21 protein-coding genes are annotated in these 26,873 nt (G+C 71.8%); 8 read left to right on the top strand and 13 right to left on the bottom strand.

The window, feature by feature from the left end; translation table 11 throughout:
- Positions 1–21: 21 nt before the first annotated feature.
- On the bottom strand, positions 22–1,581 hold the full coding sequence (locus ADK54_RS15205) for an NADH-quinone oxidoreductase subunit NuoF family protein (protein WP_053726162.1): 1,560 nt from the start codon (positions 1,579–1,581) through the stop codon (positions 22–24).
- 28 nt (positions 1,582–1,609) lie between these two features.
- Positions 1,610–2,809, bottom strand: coding sequence for a hypothetical protein (locus ADK54_RS15200; protein WP_053726161.1), 1,200 nt, complete (start codon positions 2,807–2,809; stop codon positions 1,610–1,612).
- A 393-nt stretch (positions 2,810–3,202) separates the two neighbouring features.
- Between ADK54_RS15200 and leuS the strand changes: the two genes are divergently transcribed.
- From leuS to ADK54_RS15175, 5 genes are all read left to right on the top strand, one after another.
- Positions 3,203–6,076 (top strand): leucine--tRNA ligase, encoded by a 2,874-nt coding sequence (gene leuS, locus ADK54_RS15195; RefSeq protein WP_053726160.1) that lies wholly within the window; start codon positions 3,203–3,205, stop codon positions 6,074–6,076.
- A 120-nt stretch (positions 6,077–6,196) separates the two neighbouring features.
- Positions 6,197–6,952 (top strand): hypothetical protein, encoded by a 756-nt coding sequence (locus ADK54_RS15190; RefSeq protein WP_053726159.1) that lies wholly within the window; start codon positions 6,197–6,199, stop codon positions 6,950–6,952.
- A 113-nt stretch (positions 6,953–7,065) separates the two neighbouring features.
- Positions 7,066–7,911: a DegV family protein gene (locus ADK54_RS15185; RefSeq protein ID WP_053726158.1), complete on the top strand. Its 846-nt coding sequence runs from the start codon at positions 7,066–7,068 to the stop codon at positions 7,909–7,911.
- 818 nt (positions 7,912–8,729) lie between these two features.
- Positions 8,730–9,437, top strand: a complete 708-nt coding sequence (locus ADK54_RS47505) for a helix-hairpin-helix domain-containing protein (RefSeq protein WP_053726157.1) — start codon at positions 8,730–8,732, stop codon at positions 9,435–9,437.
- Between the two features lie 185 nt (positions 9,438–9,622).
- The gene (locus ADK54_RS15175) at positions 9,623–11,983 is read left to right on the top strand and encodes a ComEC/Rec2 family competence protein (RefSeq protein WP_107090537.1); all 2,361 of its coding nucleotides are present in this window, start codon (positions 9,623–9,625) and stop codon (positions 11,981–11,983) included.
- A 49-nt stretch (positions 11,984–12,032) separates the two neighbouring features.
- Here the strand turns inward: ADK54_RS15175 and ADK54_RS15170 are convergent, their stop codons facing one another.
- Entirely contained in the window at positions 12,033–12,494 is a 462-nt protein-coding gene (locus ADK54_RS15170; protein WP_053726155.1) for a pyridoxamine 5'-phosphate oxidase family protein, read from the bottom strand.
- A gap of 309 nt (positions 12,495–12,803) precedes the next feature.
- Here ADK54_RS15170 and ADK54_RS15165 point away from each other — a divergent pair, with 309 nt between their 5' ends.
- Positions 12,804–13,691 (top strand): YceI family protein, encoded by an 888-nt coding sequence (locus ADK54_RS15165; RefSeq protein ID WP_053726154.1) that lies wholly within the window; start codon positions 12,804–12,806, stop codon positions 13,689–13,691.
- Between the two features lie 124 nt (positions 13,692–13,815).
- Here ADK54_RS15165 and ADK54_RS15160 read toward each other — a convergent pair whose 3' ends face one another.
- On the bottom strand, positions 13,816–14,064 hold the full coding sequence (locus tag ADK54_RS15160; RefSeq protein ID WP_053726153.1) for a hypothetical protein: 249 nt from the start codon (positions 14,062–14,064) through the stop codon (positions 13,816–13,818).
- 91 nt (positions 14,065–14,155) lie between these two features.
- On the opposite strand from ADK54_RS15160, the gene holA reads away from it, so the two are divergent.
- The gene (gene holA, locus ADK54_RS15155; RefSeq protein WP_053726152.1) at positions 14,156–15,142 is read left to right on the top strand and encodes a DNA polymerase III subunit delta; all 987 of its coding nucleotides are present in this window, start codon (positions 14,156–14,158) and stop codon (positions 15,140–15,142) included.
- Between the two features lie 321 nt (positions 15,143–15,463).
- On the opposite strand, the gene ADK54_RS48790 is transcribed toward holA, so the two are convergent.
- The 6 genes from ADK54_RS48790 to ADK54_RS15130 are packed head-to-tail and all read right to left on the bottom strand — an operon-like array spanning position 15,464 to position 22,167.
- On the bottom strand, positions 15,464–15,658 hold the full coding sequence (locus tag ADK54_RS48790) for an acyl-CoA carboxylase subunit epsilon (protein WP_078966393.1): 195 nt from the start codon (positions 15,656–15,658) through the stop codon (positions 15,464–15,466).
- Between the two features lie 9 nt (positions 15,659–15,667).
- Positions 15,668–17,242: an acyl-CoA carboxylase subunit beta gene (locus ADK54_RS15150; protein WP_420717311.1), complete on the bottom strand. Its 1,575-nt coding sequence runs from the start codon at positions 17,240–17,242 to the stop codon at positions 15,668–15,670.
- Positions 17,235–18,305 carry a Gfo/Idh/MocA family protein gene (locus ADK54_RS15145; RefSeq protein WP_078966392.1) on the bottom strand — a complete coding sequence of 357 codons (1,071 nt, stop codon included), beginning with the start codon at positions 18,303–18,305 and terminating at the stop codon, positions 17,235–17,237. Before ADK54_RS15145 ends, ADK54_RS15150 begins: the two co-directional genes overlap by 8 nt.
- Entirely contained in the window at positions 18,298–19,755 is a 1,458-nt protein-coding gene (locus ADK54_RS15140; protein WP_053726150.1) for an NDP-hexose 2,3-dehydratase family protein, read from the bottom strand. Before ADK54_RS15140 ends, ADK54_RS15145 begins: the two co-directional genes overlap by 8 nt.
- A 51-nt stretch (positions 19,756–19,806) precedes the next feature.
- Entirely contained in the window at positions 19,807–21,108 is a 1,302-nt protein-coding gene (gene rfbH, locus ADK54_RS15135; RefSeq protein WP_053726149.1) for a lipopolysaccharide biosynthesis protein RfbH, read from the bottom strand.
- A 39-nt stretch (positions 21,109–21,147) separates the two neighbouring features.
- Positions 21,148–22,167, bottom strand: coding sequence for an NAD-dependent epimerase/dehydratase family protein (locus tag ADK54_RS15130; protein WP_063801984.1), 1,020 nt, complete (start codon positions 22,165–22,167; stop codon positions 21,148–21,150).
- A gap of 128 nt (positions 22,168–22,295) precedes the next feature.
- Between ADK54_RS15130 and ADK54_RS15125 the strand changes: the two genes are divergently transcribed.
- Positions 22,296–22,919, top strand: a complete 624-nt coding sequence (locus tag ADK54_RS15125; RefSeq protein WP_053726147.1) for a dTDP-4-dehydrorhamnose 3,5-epimerase family protein — start codon at positions 22,296–22,298, stop codon at positions 22,917–22,919.
- Positions 22,920–23,075: 156 nt separating this feature from the next.
- Here the strand turns inward: ADK54_RS15125 and ADK54_RS15120 are convergent, their stop codons facing one another.
- Genes ADK54_RS15120 through ADK54_RS15110 form a run of 3 tightly spaced genes read right to left on the bottom strand, consistent with a single transcriptional unit; the run spans position 23,076 to position 26,769 of the window.
- On the bottom strand, positions 23,076–24,680 hold the full coding sequence (locus ADK54_RS15120) for an FAD-dependent oxidoreductase (RefSeq protein WP_199826968.1): 1,605 nt from the start codon (positions 24,678–24,680) through the stop codon (positions 23,076–23,078).
- Positions 24,677–25,705, bottom strand: coding sequence for a dTDP-glucose 4,6-dehydratase (rfbB, locus tag ADK54_RS15115; protein WP_420717310.1), 1,029 nt, complete (start codon positions 25,703–25,705; stop codon positions 24,677–24,679). The genes ADK54_RS15120 and rfbB overlap by 4 nt, the downstream gene beginning before the upstream one ends.
- Positions 25,702–26,769: a glucose-1-phosphate thymidylyltransferase gene (locus ADK54_RS15110; protein WP_053726146.1), complete on the bottom strand. Its 1,068-nt coding sequence runs from the start codon at positions 26,767–26,769 to the stop codon at positions 25,702–25,704. The genes rfbB and ADK54_RS15110 overlap by 4 nt, the downstream gene beginning before the upstream one ends.
- Positions 26,770–26,873: the final 104 nt, after the last annotated feature.

Here is a 26,873-nt window from a genome sequence, read left to right as displayed (position 1 = left end):
CGCCGTAACGATCAGAAACGGTCAACTCCGGCCGCTGCCCAGGGCTTTGCGGGGGATCTGGGGAAGCGCGGCCGGGGCCTGCTCGATCCGGAGCGCGAGCGCCGGGCAGCGGCGCACGGCCCGCTGGGCGCGCCCCCGCAGGTGCATCGGCACAGTGGCGTCGGCGACGAGCGGGTAGCCGTCGGGGCCGAGCCTGATCAGCTCCGGCACGATGTCCGCGCAGAGCCCGTGGCCCTCGCACAGCGTCCAGTCGACCAGCACCTTCTCACCGCTCGGCACGCCCTCCTCCTGGTAGCCGGGCGAGGGCAGCGGCAGCACGCCCACGGTCGGCCGGCCGCAGCCCCCGGCCAGCACATGGGCCGCGAGGTCGTCGGTGAACGCCGCCAGCGTCGAGGCCAGGAAGCGGGCCGAGCCGTCCGGATGCTTGCAGGCACCGCGGCCCTTCACCGCCCCCGTCACCTCGCGCAGCGCCTCCAGGGCGGCCGGGCCGCCGCCGTTCAGGACATCGGCGAGCCCTCCCGCGGCGGCCGGCAGGCCCAGCCTGCACGGGCCGCACTGGCCGGCCGTCTCGGCCGCCAGCCAGTTGGCGACCCGCAGCGCCTCGCCGAGCGCGCAGGTCTCCGCGCCGATCGGCAGGATCGCACCCGCCCCCAGGGCGCCGCCGAGCGCCGAGAGCGAGGCCCGCGAGACGGCCGCGTCATGGGCGGCCACCGAGTTCAGCCAGCTGCCGTGATAGCCGCCGGTCAGCACGCCCTGGGGCGCTGAGGGCGCCCCGGCCAGCTGGAGCACGTAGCGCAGTGGCACCCCGGTGGGGACCTCGACGACCATCGGGCGGGCGACCGCCCCGGACAGCGTGAGCAGCACGGTGCCGGGCTCGGTCGGCTCCCCGGTGTTGCAGAAGCGGCGCGGGCCGAGCCGCGCGGCCACTGCGAGCTGGGCGTACGTCTCCGCGTTGGACAGCAGCGTCGGGGCGCCGCCCACGCCCGATTCGGCGGCCCGCTCGCGGCGGCCCGGCGGCAGGGCGGGGCCGCCGTCCACGGCCCGGATCACCGCGGAGGCCTCGCCGGACACCATGCGCTCGGGGGTGCGGACCACGCGGGCGCGCAGGGGGGAGCTGCGCTTGTCGGCGAGGCCCCGCTCGGCGAGGGCGGCGCGCACGGAGGCCTCCGTGGAGTCGCGCGTCACGGCGACGACCAGAGTGCGGGCACCGAGCGCCTCGGCGGCCAGCAGAGCGCCGTCCAGGACGAGATGGGGGGCCCGGCACACCAGGACGGTGTCCTTGCGGCAGGCGGGCTCGCCCTCGCTCGCGTTGACGACGACGACCGGGCGTATCCCGCGCCGGATCGCGGCGGAGGCGACCGCGCGCAGCTTGCGGCCGAAGGGGAAACCCGCGCCGCCGCGGCCGTTGAGGGCGATGTCGTCGGCGAGTTGGGCCAGGCGTTCGCCGTCGACCGGCTTCAGCGGGCCGTGCACCTTGAGGTGCATCGGCAGGGCGAGGCGCTCGACGAGATCGAAGCCCGCGGTCAGATGGGGCAGGCCGACGACGCGGACCTCGGGAACATCGGGGAGGGGGGTGTTCATGGTCGTACTCCTGCTGTTGCGGGCACCGTCACGGGCGTTCTCCTGAGGCGGAGCCCGGCTGGGAGTGCCAGGGCTCGCCGGCGGCCGGCGGCTGATAGGGCGAGGACGGCGCAGGGGAGGGCAGCGGCTCGGGGGCACGCGGCGAGGGCGCCGGCCAGCGGGCGGCCGGGGGAGCCGACGGGGCCAGGGAGACCGCGCGGTAGGCCGCCGAGATGCCCGTGCCCGCATCGCCGCGGACCTCCTGCCCGGCGGCCGGACGATAGCGGGGCAGCGCCTCGTGCGGAGGCTCGTACAGGGCGTGCGCCTCCTGGAACCGCGGCGCCTCTTCGAGGGCGTCGTACGCCGGCTGCGCACCACGTAGTGGTTGCGTCGGCTGCGCCTCATAAGAGGTCTCATAAGAGGTCTCATAAGAGGTCTCGTGCGAAGGCTCGTAGGGCGGCGTCTCATAGGCCTCATAAGAGGGCGGCACGGAGGGCCGAGGCGGTACGGCCGGTTCGGCGGGCTCGCTCTCCGGACGCGGCCGGAAGGGGGCGAGCCGGTCGGCGATCCGGCGCTTCACCGGCCGCGGCAGCGCGCGTACGGCCAGCGCGCTCGCCACTCCCGCCAGGGACAGGCCGTACATCGCGACCACCCAGGCGGCCGGCGGGCGTCCCGCGTACAGGCCGTGCACCAGGGCGAAGCACCAGGCCGGATAGGCCAGCATGTGCACCGCGCGCCAGCGTGCCGCGATGCGGCCCGGGGTGGCGAAGGCGCTGCGCATCGCACCCGTGACGGCCGTGAGGACCATCAGGATCCCGGCGAGTGATCCGAAGCCGATCAGGCCGGACGCGCCGGTGATGCCGAGCCCGAACGGAACCACCGCGCCGAGCAGCCCGACATGGCCGAGCGCGATCTTGACGGTGACGTGCAGCAGGAGGAAGCCGATCGAGGCGACGGCGGTCGCTCGGTGGACGGCCTGCGCCATGAGGCGGTGACGTGGAGTGAGGAGCAGCCGGTCGGTGGCGAGCAGGCCCCAGGCGATGGAGGCGGTCAGCGAGACCAGGGACAGGACGCCGGCGGTGAAGTCCAGGGCGGCGCGCAGCCCGTCCGAGGAGAGCAGTGCCAACGGCGGTATGAGCAGGGCGACGACGCCCAGTGCGGCCGCGGAAAGCCCGCCCCTGCGGGCCGGACGGCCCCGTGCCGGATTCTGGCGCGGGCGGTGCGGGTTGAGCGGATTGCGAGGTTTCATGGTGGGGCGACTCCGAATGGTTCGGCAAAGCGGTCCCGTGGCGGCATGCTAGGTCGCCCCATACCAGCCGGTACGGGGTTTGAGCGGTTGCCCCAGAAGAGGGGGGTACGCGGAGTAACCTCGCCCTCGGCACCCCCATGGGGTAGCCCGAGGCGCCCCCATGGGCGCTCCGTGCGGGCCTTGCGGGGCCTGCGGTACCCTGACGCCATGCGTGCCGTACGCCTTCTGCTTAGCGAGCCGCGCTGAACACTCCCGACCGATGAAGAGATCCGGTCGGACTCGGCGCGGCGCCCCCTCCTGTGCGAGGGGTTTTTTCGTTTGGCGATTCGATGGCGGATCGACGGACGAACGCTCGTAACCGCTGGCAGAGACGATCGATGGAGCTTTGAGGACATGAGCGAGACGAACACCGCTGCCGCCGCAGAGACGGCCGCGCCGCACCGCTACACGGCAGCCATGGCCGCCGACATCGAGGCACGCTGGCAGGACTTCTGGGACGCCGAGGGCACCTACGCGGCGCCGAACCCGACCGGTGACCTGGCCGGGGATCCGGCGGTCGTCGCCCGGCCCAAGAAGTTCATCATGGACATGTTCCCGTACCCCTCGGGCACGGGCCTGCACGTCGGCCACCCGCTGGGCTACATCGCCACCGACGTCTACGCCCGCCACCAGCGGATGACCGGCCACAACGTTCTGCACACGCTGGGCTTCGACGCGTTCGGCCTGCCCGCCGAGCAGCACGCGGTCGCCACCGGCACGCACCCCCGGGTCTCCACCGAGGCCGCCATGGACAACATGAAGCGGCAGCTGCGCCGGCTGGGCCTGGGCCACGACAAGCGCCGGTCGATCGCGACGATCGACCCGGAGTACTACAAGTGGACCCAGTGGATCTTCCTGCAGATCTTCAACTCCTGGTACGACGCCGACGCGAAGCGGGCCCGCCCGATCGCCGAGCTGGTCGCCGCGTTCGAGAACGGCACCCGCGAGGTCCCCGGCGGCCGTGACTGGGCCGCGCTGAGCGCCGCCGAGCGCTCCGACGTGCTGGGCGAGTACCGCCTGGCGTACGCCTCCGACGCGCCCGTCAACTGGTGCCCCGGCCTGGGCACCGTCCTGGCCAACGAGGAAGTCACCGCCGACGGCCGTTCCGAGCGCGGCAACTTCCCCGTCTTCAAGTCCAAGCTGCGCCAGTGGAACATGCGCATCACCGCCTACGCGGACCGCCTGATCGACGACCTGGACGCGCTGGACTGGCCCGACGCCATCAAGCTGCAGCAGCGCAACTGGATCGGCCGCTCCGAGGGCGCCCGCGTCGACTTCAAGGTCGGCGACTCGGACGCCATCACCGTCTTCACGACCCGCCAGGACACCCTGTTCGGCGCCACCTACATGGTGCTGGCCCCCGAGCACGAGCTGGTCGACACCATCGTCCCGGCCGCCTGGCCCGAGGACACCCACGACGTGTGGACCGGCGGGCACGCGAGCCCGGCCGAGGCCGTCGCCAAGTACCGCGCGTTCGCCGCCTCCAAGTCGGACGTGGAGCGCCAGGCCGACGCCAAGGAGAAGACCGGCGTCTTCACCGGCGCGTTCGCCATCAATCCCGTCAGCGGCGAAAAAGTTCCCGTCTTCATCGCCGACTACGTGCTGATGGGCTACGGCACCGGCGCGATCATGGCCGTACCGGCGCACGACACCCGTGACTTCGCCTTCGCGCGTGCCTTCGAGCTGCCCATGCGCTGCGTCGTGCAGCCCTCCGACGACCGCGGCACCGACGCCTCGACGTGGGACGACGCGTTCGCCTCCTACGAGGCCAAGCTGGTCAACTCCGCCAACGACGAGATCTCGGTGGACGGCCTGGGCGTCGTCGAGGCCAAGGCGAAGATGACCGACTGGCTGACCGAGCGAGGCATCGGCGAGGGTACCGTCAACTTCCGGCTGCGCGACTGGCTGTTCAGCCGCCAGCGCTACTGGGGCGAGCCCTTCCCGATCGTCTACGACGAGGACGGCGTCGCCCACCCGCTGCCCGAGTCGATGCTGCCCCTGGAGCTGCCGGAGGTCGACGACTACTCGCCGCGCACCTTCGACCCGGACGACGCCGACACCTCGCCGGAGACCCCGCTGTCCCGCAACGAGGACTGGGTCAACGTCGAGCTGGACCTGGGTGACGGCGTGAAGAAGTACCGCCGCGAGACCAACACCATGCCCAACTGGGCCGGTTCCTGCTGGTACGAGCTGCGCTACCTGGACCCGCACAACAGTGAGAAGCTGGTCGACCCGGCCATCGAGCAGTACTGGATGGGCCCGCGCGAGGGCCAGCCGACCGGTGGCGTCGACCTGTACGTCGGCGGCGCCGAGCACGCGGTGCTGCACCTGCTGTACGCGCGCTTCTGGTCCAAGGTGCTGTTCGACCTGGGCCACATCTCGTCGGCCGAGCCGTTCCACAAGCTGTACAACCAGGGCATGATCCAGGCCTACGTCTACCGGGACAGCCGCGGCTTCCCCGTCCCGGCCGCCGAGGTCGAGGAACGCGACGGCAAGTTCTTCTTCGAGGGCGAGCCCGTCAAGCGCGAGCTGGGCAAGATGGGCAAGTCCCTGAAGAACGCGGTCACTCCGGACGAGATCTGCACCGAGTACGGCGCCGACACCCTGCGCCTGTACGAGATGGCGATGGGTCCGCTGGACGTCTCGCGGCCCTGGGACACCCGCGCGGTGGTCGGCCAGTACCGGTTGCTGCAGCGCCTGTGGCGCAACATCGTCGACGAGACGACCGGCGAGGTCACCGTCACCGACGCCGAGCCCGACGAGGCGACGCTGCGCGCCCTGCACAAGGCGATCGACGGCGCCGGCGGCGACCTGGCGGGGCTGCGCTTCAACACCGCCATCGCCAAGATCACCGAGCTGAACAACCACCTGACGAAGGCGGGCGGCCCGCTGCCGCGGCCGGTCGCCGAACGGTTGGTGCTGCTGATCGCCCCGCTGGCCCCGCACATCGCCGAGGAGTTGTGGCGCAAGCTGGGCCACACCGACTCCGTGGTGCACCGCGACTTCCCGGTCGCCGACCCGGCGTACGTCGTGGACGAGGCCGTGACCTGCGTCGTCCAGATCAAGGGCAAGGTCAAGGCGCGCCTGGAGGTGCCGCCGACGATCTCCGACGACGAGTTGGAGGAGCTGGCGCTTGCGGACGAGGCCGTCGTCGCGGCGCTGGCCGGCGCGGGCATCCGCAAGGTCATCGTGCGCGCGCCGAAGCTGGTGAACATCGTCCCCGCGTAAGGGCCGAAACGGTACTGGGGGCTTTCCCCTACGGGCAGGTTGGGGGTTCCGCGGGAACCCACGGCCTGCCCGTTCCGTTTACGGTGGAGGGGACGATGCCGACCGACCGAGGGGACGTTCATGGAAGCCGCGATCCTGATCCTGGCGCTGCTGTTCGTCGCCTTCGTGGTGCTCGGCGTGTACGTGACGGTCAAGGTGGTCGGCGCCGCCAAGCGCGGAGTGGAGCGTACGGTCACGCAGGCCCGCAGGACCGTCGAGGACACCACGTTGCGGGCGAAGAGCGTGGGCCAGCCGGGCGTCGCGGGCCAACTCGCCCAACTGCGGCTTTCGCTGCGTACGTCGATGCGAGCCACGCAGGACGCGCTGCACGCCCGCCTTGCCGAGGACGAGTCCCTCAAGGAGTCCCTCGCTCTGTTCGAGCGGCTCAGCGGGCACGGCCGCGAACTGGACGACGAGCTCAGGCGCCTGGAGCGGGATCCGGACAAGCGCAACACAGCGGCCCGGATGCCCGAGCTCCGCGAGCGCACCGAGCGGATCACGCACTCCGCGGACTCGCTGCGCTGGGCCGCGCGGGACCGGGCCCGGCAGTTCGCCGACGACGACCTGGCCTCGCTCAGCGAGCAGATCGAGATGGAGTCGGGGGCGCTGCGGGACTGGTCGACCAAGGGGCCGACGACGGGCGAGTCCGCTTCCTGGGGCGACCTTTCGGACAACCCCGCGCCCGCGCAGAGCAAGCCGACGCCCTCGCCGACGCCCGGGCGGGGCGCGGGGAAGCGGCCCGAGCCGCCGGCCCAGGCGCCTCAGGCGATAGGCGCCGCCGAGCCGCCGGTGACGTACCCCTGGCAGAAGGCGCCGCACCCCAAAACCACGAGCTGAGCCGGCGAACACCAGGTCAAGACGCTGGACGGGACGCCCGACGCTGACCCGAACTGATCATTCCACCAGGGCCGGACTGCCGTCCGGCGGTCTTGGCGGGTAACCTCCCGCTCATGTCCCGCCATGTCGCGATCGTCACCGATTCAACGGCCTATCTGCCGCCGCAGACGATGGAGCGGCACAGCATCACCGCAGTGCCGCTGACCGTCGTCCTGGGGGACCAGGCGCTGGAGGAGGGCACCGAGATCTCGGCCCGCTCGCTGGCGCTCGCCCTGCAGAAACGACGCCCCGTCACCACTTCCCGGCCCAGCCCCGAGGTATTCGCGGCCACTTACCGCAAGGTCGCCGAAGCGGGGGCGACCGGGATCGTCTCGCTGCATCTGTCGGCCGAGTTCTCCGGCACCTACGACGCCGCGGTGCTCGCCGCCAAGGATGCCCCGGTGCCGGTTCGGGTGGTCGACACCGGGATGGTCGCGATGGCGCTCGGCTTCTGCGCGCTGGCCGCGGCCCAGGTCGCGGACGCGGGCGGCACCCTGGACGAGGCGGTGGCGGCCGCCGAGAAGCGTGCCGGTGAGACCTCCGCCTTCTTCTACGTCGACACCCTGGACTATCTGCGTCGCGGCGGCCGCATCGGGGCCGCTCAGGCGCTGCTCGGCTCGGCCCTGGCGGTCAAGCCGCTGCTTCAGCTCGACGGCGGCCGGATCGACATGCTGGAGAAGGTACGCACCGCCTCGAAGGCCATCGCCCGGCTGGAGGAGATCGTGGTCGACCGGGCCGGAAGCAGCCCGGTCGACATCGCGGTGCACCATCTCGCGGCACCGGAACGCGCCGCCGCTCTCGCCGACCGGCTGCGGTCGCGGGTGCCGGGCCTGGTCGACCTGTACACGAGCGAGGTCGGAGCGGTGATCGGCGCGCACACGGGGCCGGGGCTGCTGGGGGCGATCGTTTCGCCGCGCTGAGGCGGGGTGGCGGCCGGCGGTTCGGGGCCGCCCGGCCGGGGAAAGCCCCGAAACAGGCCCGTCTCGACGGCTCCCGGTGCGGGGCCGCGCCGAGAGGCGTCCGCGTGCTGTGGCCCGCCTGCTGAACGCCTTGGCCCGACCGCACTCACTCGTACGGGTGGCCGAGTTATCCACAACTCGCCTGCTGTCCACCGGAATTGGGCCTGCTCAGCGGGCTCGCGCTCGGGTGCCTAACGTCTCGTGACATGGCACTCCGATCACCACGCACCGCTACGAGCGGACCGGGCCGGGCACCCGGCTCCGACGGCCGGGCCCGCCCGGGCCGCCGCAGCCGCGCCGCCCAGGCCGACGTCTCTGCCCTGACCGCACGCACGCGCGCGGACGCGCTGTTCCTCCCACCGCCGCCGGGTACGGCGGCCCCGCCGCACGATCCTGCTGCCCCGACCGCGCGCATCCTCGGGGAGTCGACGCTGGTGCCTCCGCCCGCACCCGAGCAGGTGGTCCGGAGGCGGGCGGCCCGGCGGGAGGGAGGTCTTGCCACACCAGGCTCTCGCGTCGCACGGGCGGCTCGCGTCGCACGGGCGGCTCGCGTCGCACGGGCGGCTCGCGTCGCACGGGCGGCTCGCGTCGCACCGGCGGCTCCCGCCGCACCGGCTGTCCCGGCCGCGCGCGGCATTCCTGCAGCACCGATCGATCCTGCCGTGCTGGTCGCTCCCGCAGCACCGATCGACCCTCCAGCACCGATCGATCGGGCTCCGCGGGTCGACCCGGCTCCGCAGGTCGGCCGTGCTGGTCCCGGTGCATGGGAGCGGGGCCGGGTGGCGGTGCGGGAACGGCTGCCGGTGTGGGCCCAGTTGAGGTTCGGTCTCGCACCGCGCAGCCTGGCCGCGCTCTGTGTGGTCCTGGTGGTCGCGGCGGGGTTCGCCGTGCACCACTTCTGGGCCGGACGCCCGCAGTCCGTACGCGCCCCCGACCTGGTCGACGGGCCGGCGCCGACGCTGCCCGCGGCGAAGGGCGGCGGCGGACCGGGACGTGGCACGAGCGCCGAGGCGACGCCCCGGCCGGTGGCCAACGCGGTGCCGTCGCCGGCCGGAGTGCTCGTGGTGGACGTCGGCGGGAAGGTGCGGCGACCGGGGATCTACCGGCTGCCCACCGGATCGCGGGTTGCCGATGCGCTGACCGCGGCGGGCGGGGTGCGCGAAGGTGCCGATCTGACCGGCCTCAACCGGGCGCGACTCCTCACGGACGGTGAGCAGGTGCTGGCCGGAGTGCCGGGCGGAACGGGCGCCGGTACTGGCACCGGCACGGGCGGTGGCACCGGCGGCGGATCGAGCGGGCCGGTCAGTCTCAACTCCGCTTCGGCGGAGCAGTTGGACGGGCTGCCCGGCGTCGGTCCGGTGCTCGCGCAGCACATCGTGGACTATCGAGCCCAGCACGGTGGCTTCCGCTCGGTCGATGAACTGCGAGAGGTCAATGGGATCGGCGAGCGCAGGTTCAACGATCTGCAACCCCTGGTGCGGCTGTGAACCGCCTGGAGATCCACGCCGAGTCGGGCCACCGGCTGGGGGCGGCCAACCCGCACCGGGAAGGACCGGCGGACCTCCGCCTGATCGGCCCGGCGCTGGGGGCGTGGGGCGGCGCGGCCGTGGCAGTCAACTCGCCAGCAGACAGGGTGAGTTGGGGTGTAGTGGTGTGTCTCGCAGTGGCGGGGATGCTGGTGGCGCCGGTCGTTCGGCGGGCTCTGCCGGGATGGATCTCGGGCGCGGGGTTACGTGGACGTCGCGAGCGGGGCCGCGAGGAGGGCGGCCGTCATGACGGTGTCGAGGGGAAGCGCGATGAGGCAGTGGGGGGTGGTGGGGTCTGGAGGTATCGGGGTGCCGTCGCGGGGGTGTTGGTCTGTGCGGCGGCCGGGATCGTGGCCGGGGGGCTGCACGCCGCCGAGGTGCGGAGGGGGCCGCTGCCGGGGCTTGCGCGGGAGTTCGGGCAGGCCGCCGTGGAGTTGGTGGTCCGCACCGACCCGCGTCCGACCAGGTCCGCGGGGTGGGGCGGCGCCTCGGTCGCGGTGGATGCCGAGGTGGAGCGGGTTTTCGGGCCGGGTGGCAGAGCCGAGCGGGTCCAGACGCCGGTCCTTGTGATCGCGCCCGCGAGCTGGCAGGGGCTGCTGCCGTCCACCCGGGTGCGGGTGACCGCGCGGCTCGCGCCCGGTGACGGGAAAATCGCCGCCCTGCTCAAGGCTCCCCATGGGCCGCCCCGCATCACCGGGCCGCCAACTGTTGTGCAGCGCCTGGCCGGTGGGCTGCGGGACGGGCTCCGTGAGGCGGCCGAAGGGCTCGCGCCGGATGCGCGGGCGCTGCTGCCCGGCCTGGTTGTCGGCGACACGTCCCGGGTCACGCCCGAGCTGCGCGCCGCCTTCGAGTCGACCGATCTCATGCATGTCATGGCGGTATCCGGAAGCAACTTCGCGATCCTGCTCGCCCTGTTGATCGGATCGCCGGGGAAGGCCCTGCTGGCCGAGCGGGGCGGCCTCGCGCCACGGCTCGGGATCTCCCTGCGGGCGACCGCGCTGCTGGGCGGGGCGCTCACGCTGGCCTTCGTCGTGGTGTGCCGGCCGGAGCCGAGCGTGCTGCGGGCCGCCGCCTGCGGCCTGGTCACGCTGCTGGCGATCGGGACGGGCCGACGCAGATCGCTGATCCCAGCACTGGCAGCCGCCGTCCTGCTCCTGGTGCTGTACGCGCCGGAACTGGCCCGGAGTTACGGGTTTCTGCTGTCGGTGCTCGCGACCGGGGCGCTGCTCACCATCGCGCCGGGATGGGGCGCGGCACTGCGACGGCGTGGGGTGCCGCCGCGGCTCGCCGAGCTGCTGGCGGCGGCGGGCGCGGCCCAGGCGGTGTGCGCTCCGGTGGTGGCCGTGTTCGCGGCGCGGGTCAGCCTGGTCGCGGTGCCCTGCAATCTGCTGGCCGAGCCGGCGGTGGCGCTGGCGACGGTCGCGGGCTTCGCAGCACTGGCCGTCGCGCCGATCGCGATGCCGGTCGCCAAGTTCCTTGCCTGGTGCGCGAGTTGGCCTACGGGCTGGATCGCGTCGGTGGCTCGCAACGGAGCGGCCCTGCCCGGGGCGGAGTCGGGGTGGCCGGGCGGCTGGCGCGGGGGAGCGCTGCTCGCCGTCGCCACCGCGGTGGCGGTGCTCGTGGCTCGGCGGCTGCCCCGATACCCCTGGGCTGCCGCGGTGATCGCGCTCGTGCTGTTGCTCGCCGTGGTGCGGCCCGCCCCGCTGACCAGGATCGTCACCGGCTGGCCGCCGCCGGACTGGTCGTACGCCATGTGCGATGTGGGGCAGGGCGATGCCACGGTGCTGGCCGCCGGGGCGGGGACGGCGGTGGTGATCGACACCGGGCCCGAGGCCCTGCCGGTCGACCGCTGTCTGCACGAGCTCGGGGTGAGCCGTATTCCGCTGCTCCTGCTCACCCACTTTCACGCCGATCATGTGGGCGGCCTGGCAGGGGTGTTGCGGGGGCGGTCCGTCGGGCTGATCGAGACGACGGGGTTCGCGGAGCCGCCGGATCAGGCGGCGTTCGTGCGGCGCACCGCCGCCGCGGACGAGGTGCCGGTGGTGCGGGCCGCGTACGGGGAACGACGGGCACTGGGCGGCCTTTCGTGGGAGGTGCTGTGGCCACCGCCCGCGCCCGGACCGGTGCCGGACGGGCCGAACGACGCCAGTGTCACCCTGCTCGTCCGCACCGCCGCCGGGCTGACGCTGCTGCTGCCCGGGGATCTCGAACCCCCGTCACAGCGCGGTCTGTTGAGGCGGAACCCAGGGCTGGCGCGGGTGGACGTCCTCAAGGTTCCCCACCACGGCTCGGCACACCAGGACCCCGCGCTGCTCGGAGCCGTACGCCCGAGACTGGCGCTGATCTCGGTCGGCCGGGGCAACCGGTACGGCCACCCCGCGCCCGGCACTGTCGCCGTACTGCGTGCATGGGGCGCGGCCGTGCTGCGCACGGACACGGACGGGGCGATCGCGGTCACGGGTGTGGGGGAGGGACTGCGGGCCGTTCCTCGGGGCCGCGACCCGTGACACGGCTCGTGAGGGGGTGAGGCGCCGGGCGACCTGCGGTCTCGCGGTGTCAGACGAGCCAGGCTCCCTCGTGCATCAGGTCGCGGTCAGGGATTTCGTTGACCTCGCGCCAGGCCTGGATGCGCCGGGGGACGACACGGAAGTAGGTGTACGAAGGGCCGCTGGTGCGGGGGTCCCAGATGGTTTTGGCCGCGAAGGCGTCGCCCGAGGCCGTGGGGAGTTCGGCGGTGGGGATCACGATGGCGGTGCCGGTGATGTGCACGACGTCCCGGGTGTGGCCGAGCGTGACCTGGACCGGGCGGTCGCCGGACCGGAGGTTGCGCAACGTGGGGTTGGTCATGCGGGTGCACATCAGCAGGGTCCCGTCCTCCCAGACGAAGGAGAGAGGCATGAGGTGGGGTTCACCGGAGGCGGAAGCGGTCGCGACCCAGGCGTCCTCGTCCTTTTCGAGGCGGGTCAGGACGTCCTGCTTGCGCTGTTCGCGGCTGCGCGCCGGCTCGCGTGTCGTCATGTCCCGTTACGCTAGCGGGGGTTGGGGCCCGAACGCCTCGGGCGCCGGACCTAGGTCCGGCGGGGGAGAGCGGGGTGCGGAGGGGGCGGAACGCGGCCCGCTCGGCCCGGTGAACCGGAATGGCCAATTCGGGCCTCTGGTGACAGGTGCCTCAACAGTGCCCAGGCACCGCGTTTGCCTCGAACGGCACAACAGTGATCGAATGCGTCTTCGTCAAGGGGCCGCAGTCCTGCTGTGGCGAGGACGGACGAGGATGTCTGCCCCCTGCGCGGCCCGGCAGATACTTCTTCGCACGGGGGTGCGTGCACAGTGTTCAGCCGCTGGTTCGGCAAGAGCTCGACCAGTTCTCCGCTTCGTACCGGGCCGCTGGCCGGCCTGTCCGTCCCGTCGACCGCGGGCGTGCTCAGTTGTCGGGTCCTCGATCCGGTCAGTGAGCCGGTGCAGCGGGCCGAGTTCGTGGTCAGCGACGCGTCGGGCCGCCGGGTCGTGGGCGGGGAGACCGACCCGTTCGGGACGGTGGTCACGACGGTTTTGGCGGGTGAGTACCGGCTGGCCGTCACGGCCGAGGGATATACCCCCTTCCACGGCAACGCGACCGTCGCCGCCGGCGGGCTCGCCGCGCTCGGCGACGTCACGCTCCAGGTCGCGGCCCCTCCTTCGCTGCCCGACCCGGGCGAGTGGGAGCTCGACCCGACGCACTCTCAGATCGGCTTCACCGCGAGCCACATCGGCCTGGCCCGGATCCACGGCAGGTTCAACACCTTCGCCGGGGCCATCCGGATCGGGGAGCGCATGGAAGGGTCCGCCATGCACGTCATCATCGACACCGCCTCCATAGACACGGGCGTCAAGATGCGGGACGACCACCTGCGGTCGGGCGACTTCCTGGACGTCGGGAGCTACCCGACGATGGAGTTCTACAGCGACCGGTTCGTGCACCGGGGCGGCGGCCGGTGGGCGATCATCGGCGGGCTCACGCTGCACGGCGTGAGCCGTACGGTGACGCTCGACACGCAGTACCTGGGGCTCGGCACCGGGCTCGGCGGCGAGACCCGGGGCGCCTGTCGGGCCAGCACCGAACTGCACCGCGAGGACTTCACGCTCACCTGGCAGACCATGCTGGCGCGGGGCATCGCGGCGATCGGGTCCTCGATCTCGATCGACCTCGACATTCAGATCGTGCCGAAGACGGGCTGACCGCGTACGGGTCGGCCGCGCGGCGACTGACCGCGTACCGATCGATCTCGTACCGACTGATCTACGGTCGGGCACGGACGGCTGGCCCCGTACCAGAGGGCACGGGGCTCAATCGCCGGGCGGGTCAGGGGGATTCGAGCCAGCCGTCGTGTTCGGCGGCCAGGGTGTCCAGGGCCTTGGGGTCCAGGCGGGCGCTGGGGTCCTCCACGACGACGAGCCACTGGGCGTCCTCGGCGTCGTCCTCGCCGGCCAGGGCGTCGCGGACGAGCTGGGGTTCCTCGGGGAGGCCGAAGAGGTCGGTCAGCTCGGTGGCAACGTCCTCGGCGGCGTCGCGGTCCGGGAGCACCAGTACGTGTCGGGTCACATCGTTCACCTGGCCATTCTCCGATATGGGGGCGGCGGGGAAGGGAGCGGGCCGGGGAGCGGGCCGGGACTGTCAGTGGCCCGTGGGATGCTGGAAGGCGATGGCCACCAGGAAGAATTCCACCGACGATCCGCTCGCCCCCGTCACGCTCGCCGTGGGCCAAGAGGACCTGCTGCTCGACCGCGCCGTGCAGCAGGTGGTGGCGGCCGCCCGGGCCGCCGACTCCGACACCGATGTGCGTGACCTGACCTCCGACCAGTTGCAGCCCGGCACCCTGGCCGAGCTGACCAGCCCGTCGCTCTTCGCCGAGCGGAAGGTCGTGGTCGTGCGCAACGCGCAGGACCTGTCGGCGGACACCGTCAAGGACGTGAAGGCGTACCTCGACGCGCCCGCCGAAGAGATCACCCTGGTGCTCCTCCACGCGGGCGGCGCCAAGGGCAAGGGGCTGCTGGATGCGGCCCGTAAGGCGGGGGCGCGGGAGGTCGCGTGCCCCAAGACCACGAAGCCGGCCGAGCGGCTGACGTTCGTACGGCAGGAATTCCGGGCGCTGGGGCGTTCGGCCACGCCCGAGGCATGCCAGGCGCTGGTCGACTCCATCGGCAGCGATCTGCGCGAGCTGGCCTCCGCGGTGTCGCAGCTCTGCGCGGACGTGGAGGGGACGATCGACGAGGCGGTCGTCGGCCGGTACTACACCGGGCGGGCCGAGGCCTCCAGCTTCACCGTCGCCGACCGGGCGGTGGAGGGGCGGGCCGCGGAAGCGCTCGAAGCGCTGCGGTGGTCGCTGTCCACCGGGGTCGCCCCCGTCATGATCACCAGTGCGCTCGCGCAGGGGGTGCGGGCGATCGGGAAGCTGTCCTCCGCGCGGGGGGGCCGGCCGGCGGATCTCGCGCGCGAGTTGGGCATGCCTCCGTGGAAGATCGACCGGGTGCGGCAGCAGATGCGGGGGTGGACGCCGGAGGGGGTCTCTTTGGCCCTGCGGGCCGTGGCTGAGGCGGATGCGGGGGTCAAGGGTGGGGGGGATGACCCTGAGTACGCCCTTGAGAAGGCCGTCGTCACCATTGCCCGGGCGGCGCGGTCCGGGCGGTAGCGCGGGCTGAGTTGCGCCCTGGGCCAGCTGTGGGGTTTCCCGGGGTTTCGCCCCGGGCCCCCTCGAACGGGGCTTCGCCCCAGACCCCGCTTTTTCGTCGGGTGCGGGCTGTGTGTGGCTGGTCGCGCCCGCGCGGCGGAGCCGCACGATGTCACAGTCCCGCGCCCCTGAAAGGCCTGGGCTTCGCCCGGCCCTCAGCTGGCCCAGGCGAGCAGACCCCTGCAGACGTACCAAGGGGCCGCCGAGCGTGGGCCCCCGCCTCATGCGGCCGCCCGAGGCGGGGCCCAAGCCCGGCCACCCCCAAGCTCGGCCCCCCGCCCGCTACGCCGCTCTTCGCCAGCTCACCGGAGGCTCGTACGGCTGGCGGCGCCAAGCGGCCAGGGGGACTATCGGGGCCAGATCCGTGGGGGGCTCCCCGGTCAGGGAGAGGAGGACCACTGCCAGCGCGGCCAGTTCTGCCTCCGTCGGGGTGCCTTTCAGTACCCGGAACAGGGGGTCAGCCGAATCGTTCGACACGCTCGCTCCTCACTGCGGGGGGTTGCCATGTTTGCGGGACGGCAGGTCTGCGTGCTTCGTGCGGAGCATCGCCAGGGCGGCGGCCAGGACCTTCCTCGTCTCGGCCGGGTCGATCACGTCGTCCACCAGGCCCCGCTCAGCCGCGTAGTACGGGTGCATCAGTTCTGATTTGTACGCCGCGATCTTCGAGGCGCGGACCGCCTCGGGATCGTCCGAACTCGCGATCTCCCGGCGGAAGATGACGTTCGCCGCGCCCTCCGCGCCCATCACCGCGATCTCGTTCGTCGGCCAGGCGTAGGTCAGGTCGGCGCCGATCGACTGGGAGTCCATGACGATGTACGCGCCGCCGTACGCCTTGCGCAGGATCAGGGAGATGCGGGGCACCGTCGCGTTGCAGTACGCGTACAGGAGCTTCGCGCCGTGGCGGATGATGCCGCCGTGCTCCTGCGAGACGCCCGGCAGGAAGCCCGGCACGTCGACCATGGTCAGCAGCGGGATGTTGAAAGCATCGCAGAGCTGGACGAAGCGGGCAGCCTTCTCGCTCGCCTCGATGTCGAGCACGCCCGCCAGGAACTGTGGCTGGTTCGCCAGGATGCCCACCACACGGCCGTCGATCCGGGCCAGCGCGCAGATGATGTTGCGGGCCCAGTGCTCGTGGACCTCCAGGAGGTCGCCGTGGTCGACGATCTCCTCCAGGACCTTGCGCATGTCGTACGGGCGGTTGCCGTCCGAGGGCACCAGGTCGAGGAGCACGTCGTTGCGGCGGTCCGCCGGGTCGTCGCCCGGGGGCAGCGGCGGGGGCATCTCCCTGTTGTTCGACGGGAGCAGAGAGATCAGGTAGCGCACCTCCGCCAGGCACGTCTCCTCGTCGTCATGGACGAAGTGGGCCACGCCCGAGACCCCGGCGTGCACGTCGGCGCCGCCGAGGCCGTTCTGGGTGATCTCCTCGCCCGTCACCGCCTGCACCACGTCCGGGCCGGTGATGAACATCTGCGAGGTTTCTCGCACCATGAACACGAAGTCGGTGAGCGCCGGGCTGTACGCCGCGCCGCCCGCGCACGGGCCCAGCATCACGCTGATCTGCGGGATCACACCCGACGCGCGCGTGTTGCGCTGGAAGATGCCGCCATAGCCCGCCAGCGCCGAGACACCCTCCTGGATACGAGCCCCAGCACCGTCGTTCAACGAAACCAGCGGAGCACCCGCTGCGATCGCCATGTCCATGATCTTGTGGATCTTCGTGGCGTGGGCCTCGCCCAGGGCGCCGCCGAAGATCCGGAAGTCGTGGGCGTACACGAAGACCGTGCGGCCCTCGACCGTGCCCCAGCCGGTGACCACACCGTCCGTGTACGGTTTCTTCGCCTCCAGGCCGAAGCCCGTCGCGCGGTGCCGGCGCAGCTGCTCGACCTCCTGGAAGGTGTCCGGGTCCAGGAGCAGGTCGATGCGCTCGCGCGCGGTCAGCTTGCCCTTGGCGCGCTGGGCCTCGGTCGCCTTCTCGCTGGGGCCGAGCTTGGCCTGCTCGCGCAGTACGTGCAGTTCGGCGACGCGCACCGCCGCGGTCTGCGGCGGCGGCTGCTCAGTCACGGTCACGGTCGGTCCCTTCCTGTCGCGAAGTCGAAGTAGAAGAAGTCGAAGTGGAAGAAGCAGGCGAAGTGGGTGGCGTAGGGCGAAGGGAAGACGTTGCCCTCGCGCGCACCGCGTCCAGCAGGGTCGCCTGCTCCAGGCACTCCCCGGCGTCCGGCGACTCGGCGGCGCCGGAGCGGACCGCGCGCACGAACGCCTGCACGGTGGCGGCCACTTGGTCGTGCGGGGCCAGCGTCAGCTCGCGCGGGCCGTGCGCGTCCGTGATCCACACCGCCGGCTTGTGGTCGGCGGGCGGGGTGAACGCCGGTTCCACGCGGATCCGGCCCTCGCTGCCCCACAGCTCGTACGCGGAGCGGTACGCGTGCTCCATGCCGAACGCCAGCTGGCCGAGGACGCCGGCGGGGGAGCGCACCAGGACCGCGCCGGAGGTCTCCACCGCCGAGCCGCCCGCGCTCTCAAGGGCGGCGCCGACGATCTCCAGGCCCGCGCCGAGGAAGTACAGCGCGGCCCGCACCGGGTAGTAGCCGACGTCAAGCAGGGCGCCGCCGCCGAGTTCGGGGCGGTGCCTGATGTTCTGGGCGGGCAGTGCCGGGATCGCGAACGCGGCGCTGAACGCCCGGAGTTGACCGATCGCGCCGCTCGCCACCAGCTCCCGCACGACCGAGTGCTGGGGGTGGTGGACGAACATGACGTTCTCCATCAGCACCAGGCCCGAGGCGCGCGCGAGGTCGAGCAGCGCCTCGGTGGTCGGCCGGTCGGCGGTGAGCGGCTTCTCGGCCAGGACGTGCTTGCCCGCGCGCAGCGCCCGGCCCGCCCATTCGGCGTGCAGGGAGATGGGCAGCGGGACGTAGACGGCGTCCACGTCGGCCCGTTCCAGGACCGCGTCGTACGACTCGACCGGCGCGCAGCCGAACTGGGCCGCGACCTCCTTGGCGCGCCCGCCGTCCCGGCTCGCCACCGCGGTCAGCTCGACGTCCGGGTCCGCCGCCATGGCGGGCAGGACCCGGCGGCGGGCGATGTCGGCGGTGCCGAGGACGGCGATGCGCAGGGGTCGTTCAGTCATCCGTCAGATGTCCCATGGCGTTGAGGCAGGCGAGGAGGGTCCTGGCCTGCACATTGACGTAGTGTCCGTGTTTGATCAGCGCCGTCAGCTGGCTGATCGTTACCCACTGATAGCCGGTCGGTGGCTCGATAGGTGCTTCCTGCTCGTCGGCCTCGATGACCAGGTAGCGGTTCTCCGCGTACAGGAACCGGCCGCCCTCCTCCGAGTGGATGGCGTCGTAGCGGATGCGGTCGGGGGCCGCTTCCAGGACGAGATCCAGGAACGGAGGGCGGACCTGGAGGCCCTCGAAGTTGTCCGGCGAGCACTGCACGGTGGGGGCCAGCTCGACCGTGTCGAGGAAGCCGCCCTCGACCTTGGCGTTGGCCAGGACGTGCAGCACGCCGTCGAACGAACGGGCCAGGAAGGCCGCGATGCCGCGGCTGCACGGCTCGATCAGGGGCTGTGTCCAGCTCGTCACCTCGCGGTTGCCGGCCTGCACCTCGACCGCGACCACGTTGAACCAGCGGCCGTCGTCCTTGCCGATGCGCGCCTCGTCCCGGGTCCAGCCCGGCACGTCGTCCAGCGGGATCCGCTCGGCCTGCACGTCGTAGCGCGAGCGCTCCGAGGTGAACCAGGACAGCAGGTCGACGTCCGTGAGCAGCGCGCCCGCCTCGGGGTCGCGCGAGCGGGCCAGGGACTGGCTGAAAACGTCCCCCCGCGCGGCGCCCGCACGATAGGCGGGCAGGCAGGCGAGGACCGTGCGCGAGTCCATGTTCACCAGGTTGTCCTGGTGCAGGAGTTCGGAGATCTGCCCCAGCGTCAGCCAGCAGAAGTCCTCGTCGAGCGGGACGTCGCCGTCCACCTCGACGATCATGTTGCGGTTGCTCTTGTGGTAGAACCACGAGCCGTGCTCGGACTGGAGCACGTCGGCGAGGACGCGGCCCCGCCCGCTGCCCGTGAAGTACTCGATGTACTTCACGTCCGTGCCCTGGTGGACCTTGGTGTAGTTGCTGCGGGTGGCCTGCACGGTGGGGGAGAGCTGGAGCAGATTGCGGTTGCCCGGCTCCATCTTGGCCTGCATCAGGAAGTGCAGTACGCCGTCGAACTCCTTCACCAGGATGCCGAGGATGCCGACCTCGGGCTGCTTGATGATGGGCTGGTACCACTCCTTGTGCGGGCCGTCGTCGGTCGTGACGTGCAGCCCTTCCACGCTGAAGAAACGGCCGCTGGAGTGCACCAGGTTCCCGGTGTCCGGCTCGAAGGACCAGCCGCGCAGCTTCGAGAACGGGATGCGCTCGATGTGGAAGCGGCCCGCCTTCCTGCGCTCGGCGAACCAGTGGTGGAACTCCCCGGTGGTCAGGAGCCCGCCGGCGGAGGCCGCGGACGCCGCGATCCGGTCGGCGACCGACACCGGCTCACGGGGCTGGACCACCGGCTGAAGCTCAGTCAGCTCCGCAAGTGTCGACGACATGTACGCTCTCTCCTCGTCAAGGGTGCTGTGGTGGAGGGGTGTCGGGGGCCGTCACCAGCCGGCGACGAAGTCCCGGATCGAGGACGTCATGAAGTCGGTGTGCTCGTCGGTGAGCCCCGGATAGACGCCGATCCAGAAGGTCTGCTCGGTGATGATGTCGGAGTTGGTGAGGTCGCCCACGATCCGGTGCGGGGCGTCCACGTAGGCGGGCTGGCGGGTCAGGTTGCCGGCGAACAGGTTGCGGGTGCCGATCTTCCGCTCTTCCAGGAAGTTCACCAACTCCTTCCGCTTGAACGGCGCGCCGGGGTCGACGGTGATGACGAAACCGAACCAGCTGGGCTCACTGCCGAGCGTCGCCTCGGGCAGGATCAGGTGCGGCACACCCTCCAGGCCCTCCCGCAGCCGCTGCCAGTTGCGGCGGCGGGCGGCGGTGAAGTCGTCGACCTTGTCGAGCTGGGTCAGACCGAGCGCGGCCTGCAGGTCGGTGGCCTTCAGGTTGTAGCCGATGTGCGAGTAGATGTACTTGTGGTCGTACCCGGCCGGCAGGGTGCCCAGCTGGTACTCGAAGCGCTTGAAGCAGCGGTCGCTCTCGCCCGGCTCGCACCAGCAGTCCCGGCCCCAGTCGCGCAGCGACTCCACGATGCGGGCGAGCGCCAGGTTCGAGGTCAGCACGCAGCCGCCCTCGCCCATCGTCAGGTGGTGCGCCGGGTAGAAGCTGACCGTCGTCAAGTCGCCGAACGTACCGGTGAGTTGACCGTTGTAGAGGGAGCCGACCGCGTCGCAGTTGTCCTCGATGAGGAAGAGGTCGTTCTCCTCGGCGATCTGCGCGACCTCGGCGACCTCGAACGGGTTGCCAAGGGCGTGCGCGACCATGATGGCCCGCGTCTTGGGGCCGACGGCGGCCTTGATGCGCTCGGCCGTCGTGTTGTACGTCTTCAGCTCGACGTCCACGAAGACGGGGATGAGGCCGTTCTGCAGGATCGGGTTGACGGTGGTGGGAAAGCCCGCGGCCACCGTGATGACCTCGTCGCCGGGCTTCAGGCGGCGGTCCTCCAGGTGCGGCGAGGTGAGCGCCGACATGGCGAGCAGGTTGGCCGAGGAACCGGAGTTCACCAGATGGGCCTTGCGCCGCTTCATGTAACGGGCGAACCGGGACTCGAACTTGCGGGAGCTGGTGCCGGCGGCTATCCGCATGTCAAGGGCCGCCTCCACCAGCGCCACTCTGTCCGCCGGCTCCAGGACCGCACCGGACGGCCAGATCTCGCTGACTCCCGGCACGAACTCGCGGGACGGCTCCTTCTCCAGGTGGTACTCCCGCACAGAATCGAGAATCCGTGCCTTGGTGTCACTCATTTTGGCTGCCTCCATGGTCGTCAGTTCGGCACGAAGCCCTCAGCGGTGATCCGACAGCGCCATCGTCGTGGGGGCGACTTGAAGGGCACTGGACAACGACTCGCGATGGGCCCCGGCACGGGCGTGGGCCAGCAGGTCGCGCAGCGAATCGTCCAGGCTGCGCCGCGGTGACCAGCCCAGAAGCCGCTTCGCACGCCCGATGTCCATGCGCTGCCACTCGGCCTCGGGCGGCCTCCCGCCCGCACTCGGCGCCTCGACGATCTCGGCCGCCGCACCCGCGAGTTCGGTCAGCCGCAGCACCAGGCTGCGCACCGAAGTCGCCTGCCCGCCACCGATGTTGAGGACCTGCCCAGTCGCCTCGGAGCGCGCCGCGGCGAGCGCCGCATCGGCGACGTCCCGTACGTCCACGAAGTCGCGGTGGGCGAGCAGCGGGGCGAGCCGCAGCGGTTCGGGGGCGGACGTGGCGAGATGGTGCGCCACCATGCCGAGCAGACTCGCCCGGTGGGTGCCGGGCCCCGACACGTTCGAGACGCGCAGGACCAGGCCCTCCGCCTCGCCCGACGCGGTCGCGTCGAGCAGCGCGCGGGCACCCGCCAGCTTCGAGCGGCCGTACGGGGTGACCGGCGCGGTCGGGGTGTCCTCCGTGATCCCGGTGCGCGGCACCGGGCCGTACTCGTGCACCGAGCCCAGCTGAATCAGCCGGGGCCGCGCGTCGAGCCGGGCGGTCGCGGCCACCAGGTGCTCCACGAGCTCGGCGTTGGCGCGGGTCATGTCGTCCTCGGTGGCCTGCCACACCGCGCCCGCCGCGTTCACCACCGCCCCCGCGCCGCGCTCGGCGAGCAGCCGGGCGATGTGCCCCGGCTCCGCGCCCACCACGTCAAGTGGGATGACTTCGTACGGAGTTGACGGGTCCTGGGCGCCGCGGGCGATGCCCGTCACCGTCCAGCCCGCCGCGCCGAACACCTCGCAGATGTGCCGGCCCACGAACCCCGTGGCGCCGAGCACCACCACCGACCCGGCTTCGCCGCCGCCCCTGCCGCCTGCTCTTCGGTCGCTCACCGACACCGTTGCTACCTCCTGTATGCGCGGTTTGAGCGGCACTGTGGCGCGTCTCGCTCGGGGACCGCTGGACAGGTGGTCATGCGGCGCTACCGGAACTTGAGTCGGGGCGCCTACCGTCCGGGAGCATGAGGATCGAAGAGACCGCCGTACCGGACGCGTACCGCATCATGCCGAAGCTGCTGACGGACCCCCGCGGCAGTTTCCACGAGTCATACCGCTACGACCTGCTGGCCGCCGAGACCGGGCACGAGTTCGTGCCGCGCCAGGTCAACTACTCGGCCTCCTCCCGCAACACGGTGCGCGGGCTGCACGGCGTGGCGATTCCGCCGGGCCAGGCCAAGCTGGTGAGCTGCGTGCGCGGGGCGCTGCTCGACGTGGTCGTCGACGTGCGCGTGGGATCTCCCACGTTCGGCGAGCACGTGACCACGGTTCTGGACGCGCGGGACGGGCGGGCGATGTTCGTGGCGGAGGGGCTCGCGCACGGGTTCGTGGCGCTGACCGACGACACGTGCATCAGCTATCTCTGCTCCACGGAGTACGTGCCGGGTACGCAGCTCGACCTGCGGGCGTTCGACCCGGAGCTGGGTCTGCCGTGGGCACGCTGGCTCACGGGGGACCCGGTGCTGTCCGAGAAGGATGCGGCGGCTCCTACCGTCGCGGAGGCCTTGGAGCTCGGGTTGCTTCCTACGTATGCGCAGTGCCTTTCCCTTTACGGGAGGGGTTCGGAGCGCTCGCAGCACGCTGCCTAGGCGCTCCGCTGGTATCGCGTTCGGCTGCGGGTCGGCGGGGGCTGGTCGCGCAGTTCCCCGCGCCCCTTTGGGGCGCTGGTGGCGCGCCCGCCCCCTGTGTGAACGCCGATTGGGCCCGCCACCGGACATTGTCCGAGGCGGGCCCAATCGGCGTTCTCAGTAGGTCAGTTGACGTGCTTCTGCCGGATGGATTCCCAAAGAGGTCAGTGCGGTCGACGGGGACTCCTTTGCTGTGCCTCTCGCGGCCAGGTAGCCGTCCGGGCGGATCAGGAGCCAGGTGCCCTCCGGGGCGCCCAGGGCCGTGGACAGGTGGCCGGCCGGGTCGGACAGGGCGTCCGGGCCGGGGGTGTTCACCGTGCGGATGCGTACCGAGGGGCCGTAGCGGTCCTCGGGGGCCTCGCCGAAGGTGAGCAACAGCCATTCCGGACGCTGGAGTTCGGAGACGACCTCTTGCCAGCCCGGGCTCGTGGCCAGCTCCGGTGCCGTTACGCGGGCCACTCGCTCGCCGGGGCGTACGCCCCCCGAAGGGGCCGACGGGTGGGCCAGCGGGCCCGCCGCGTAGCCGAGGCCGAGCGCCGACATGCCGCCCATGATCTTGCGCTGGATGCGGCCCTTGACCGGGGGCAGCGAGCGCAGGACCGTGAACGCGGCGCGCAGCGCGGCCGCCGCCCTGCGGCTGCGCAGCTGGACCAGCAGCGTCGCCATCTTGGTGGTGCGCAGCAACTCGGCGCCCACCGGGACCCGTTCGTCGCTGTAGCTGTCCAGGAGCGAGTCGGGTGCCTCGCCGCGCAGGACCGTGGCGAGCTTCCAGGAGAGGTTGACCGCGTCCTGGACGCCGGTGTTCATGCCCTGCCCGGAGGCCGGGCTGTGGACGTGGGCCGCGTCGCCCGCGAGCAGCACCCGGCCGCCCCGCATCTGGCCGATCATGCGCTGCTGGATGGTGAACACCGAGACCCAGGAGGGCGATTCGACCACGGCGGCCTTGCCCGTGCCGGTGCTGATCTTCGCCGAGAAGCGCCGGGCCACCATCGCGTCGTCGCCCCCGTAGGACGTCTCCGCGGTGTCGAGCAGGCGCCACTTGCCGGGCTCCGGGAACGGCACCATCATCACGGTGCCGGTGGGCGTGCGCATCCAGTGGATGCTGTCCTTCGGCAGGTCGCAGTGGACGGTGGCGTCCGCGATCAGCCAGGTCTCGCTCGACTCCCCCTCCAGTTTCAGGCCGAGCTGCTTGCGGATGGTGCTGTGGCCTCCGTCGGTGCCGACCAGCCAGTCGGACGTGACGGTCTCGGTCGTGCCGTCGGCGTGGACGAGGTGGGCCCGTACGCCTTCGGAGCCCAGGTCCTCGAACTCCGTGAGGCGCACCCCCCATTCGACCTCCACGCCCCGGCGGGCCGTCGCGGTGCGCAGCACCTCCTCGGTGATGACCTGGTCGACCATCAGCGTGAACGGGAAGCGAGTGGGCAGCCGGCTGTAGTCCGTGTCGAAGCGGATCAGGCGGCGGCCGTTCTGGTGGAGCGTGAAGTGCTCCACCCGCTGCCCGCGCGGCAGGAGCTCGTCCAGGAGGCCCATCTGGTCGTACGTCTCAAGGGTGCGGGCGTGCGTGGCGAGCGCCCGGCTGGTGGTGGCCGGGCCGGCCGCCGCGTCCACGAGCCGGACCCGCACACCGTGCCGGGCCAGCTCGTGGGCGGCGCTCAGCCCGACCGGCCCGGCGCCCACGACCAGCACCTGCGGTGCGGGCGCCGTCTCGTTGAGCAGTGTCACTTCTGGCCCTCCTGCGGCGCGTGCTTGACCGCCTTCCACCAGCCCGGGTTGTCGCGGTACCAGGCGGCGGTCTCGGCGAGGCCGTCCTCGAAGGAGATGCGCGGCGCGTAGCCGAGCTCCTCGGCGATCTTGGCCTCGCTGAGCGAGTAGCGCAGGTCGTGACCCTTGCGGTCGGCGACCCGGACCACCTTCGACCAGTCGTTGCCGGTCAGTTCGAGGAGGCGCTCGGTGATCTGGCGGTTCGTCTGCTCGTTGCCGCCGCCCACGTTGTAGATCTCGCCCGCGCGGCCCTTGGTGAGGACGAGCTGGATCGCGCGGCAGTGGTCGTCGACGTGCAGCCACTCGCGGATGTTCGCGCCCTCGCCGTACAGCGGGACCGTCTCGCCTTCGAGCAGATTGGTGACGAAGCGCGGGATCAGCTTCTCGGGGTGCTGGTAGGGCCCGTAGTTGTTGGAGCAGCGGGTGATGGACACGTTCAGGCCGTGCGTGCGCCAGTAGGCGCGGGTGATGAGGTCCGAGCCGGCCTTGGAGGCGGCGTACGGGGAGTTGGGCAGGAGCGGCCACTCCTCGGTCCAGGAGCCCTCGTCGATGGAGCCGTACACCTCGTCGGTGGAGACGTGCACGACGCGCTGGACGCCGGCGCGCAGCGCGGCCTCCATGACGTTCTGGGTGCCGCCGACGTTGGTGGCGATGAACTCGGCGGCCGACTCAAGGGAGCGGTCCACGTGGGACTCGGCCGCGAAGTGGACGACCGCGTCGTGGCCGGGGAACAGCTCAAGGAGCAGCGGCAGGTCGCAGATGTCGCCCTCGACGAAGGTCAGGCGGGGGTGCGAGGCGGGCAGGTTCTCGCGGTTGCCCGCGTAGGTGAGCTTGTCGAGGACGGTGACCTCGGCGTTCTCGTACCCCTCGTAGCCGCCCTGAAGGAGCGTGCGTACGTAGTGCGAGCCGATGAAGCCCGCGCCGCCGGTGACCAGGATCTTGCTCATGCCGCTCTTCTCCGCGCTCTGCGTGTCGGTGTTCGTCATGCCGCGACCTCCACGCGGGTGTGGTCGCCGACCACCAGGCGGTGGTGGCGGCTTGCCAGGTCGATGCCCGTGACCGCGGCGGACCTGCCGAGCAGGGAGCCGTGCAGGCCCCGCACCGCGGAGATCGTCGCGCCGTCCAGGGCGATCGAGTAGTCGAGATGGGTGCCGGACAGGACGCAGTCCCGGCCGATGGACGTGTGCGGTCCGACGTGGCTGTCCTCAAGGACGGTGCCCGCGCCGATCACGACGGGGCCCTCCACGAAGGAGCGGGTGATCTTCGCGCCGGGCTCGACGACGACCGCGCCGATCAGCACGCTCTGGTCGTCGACCTCGCCCTCCACGCGGCGCTCGATGCCGTCGAGCAGCATCTGGTTGCATTCGAGGACGTCCTCGACGCGGCCGGTGTCCTTCCAGTACCCGCGGTACTCCTGGGCCCGGACGGTCGAGCCGTTGGTCACCAGCCACTGGATGGCGTCGGTGATCTCCAGCTCGCCGCGCGCGCTCGGCACGATCGAATCGACGGCCTCGTGGATGGCCGGGGTGAAGAAGTAGACGCCGATGAGCGCCAGGTTGGAGCGCGGCACCGGGGGCTTCTCGACGAGCCGCTCCACGACACCGGTCGCGTCCACCTCGGCCACACCGAAGGCGCGCGGGTCCTCGACCTGGGCGACGAGCACCTGGGCGGCCGGGCGCAGCGCGTGGAACTCGGCGGATGCCTCGGCGATGCCCTCGGGGAGCATGTTGTCGCCGAGGTACATCACGAAGTCGTCGTCACCGAGGAAGCCCCGGGCGAGCTGCACGCACTGGGCGAGGCCCTGCGGGCTCTCCTGCGGGATGTACGTGATCTCGACGCCGAGCCGGGACCCGTCGCCGAGCGCCTCGGCTATCTCCTCGACGTGGTTGCCGACGATGATCCCGATCTCGGTGACACCGAGGTCACGGATGTTGTCGAGCACCCGCTCAAGGACGGGCTTGTTGGCGATCGGGATGAGCTGCTTGGGCATGGAGTAGCTGAACGGGCGCAGTCGGCTTCCCGTGCCGCCGCTCAGAACCAGAGCCTTCATGGGGTCCTCTTCTGTCGTGGTTACGTCGTGTTCGACACATCAACAGGCACATGAATGGGGGATGTTGCACAGCGGTTCGTCGCACAGTGACGCGTGTGCGGCGA

The sequence above is a fragment of the Streptomyces sp. WM6378 genome, from assembly GCF_001279695.1.
In the GTDB taxonomy this organism is placed as follows: domain Bacteria; phylum Actinomycetota; class Actinomycetes; order Streptomycetales; family Streptomycetaceae; genus Streptomyces.
The sequence above is the reverse complement of the archived record's forward strand: the minus strand, read 5'-3'. Positions and strand labels throughout refer to the sequence as shown.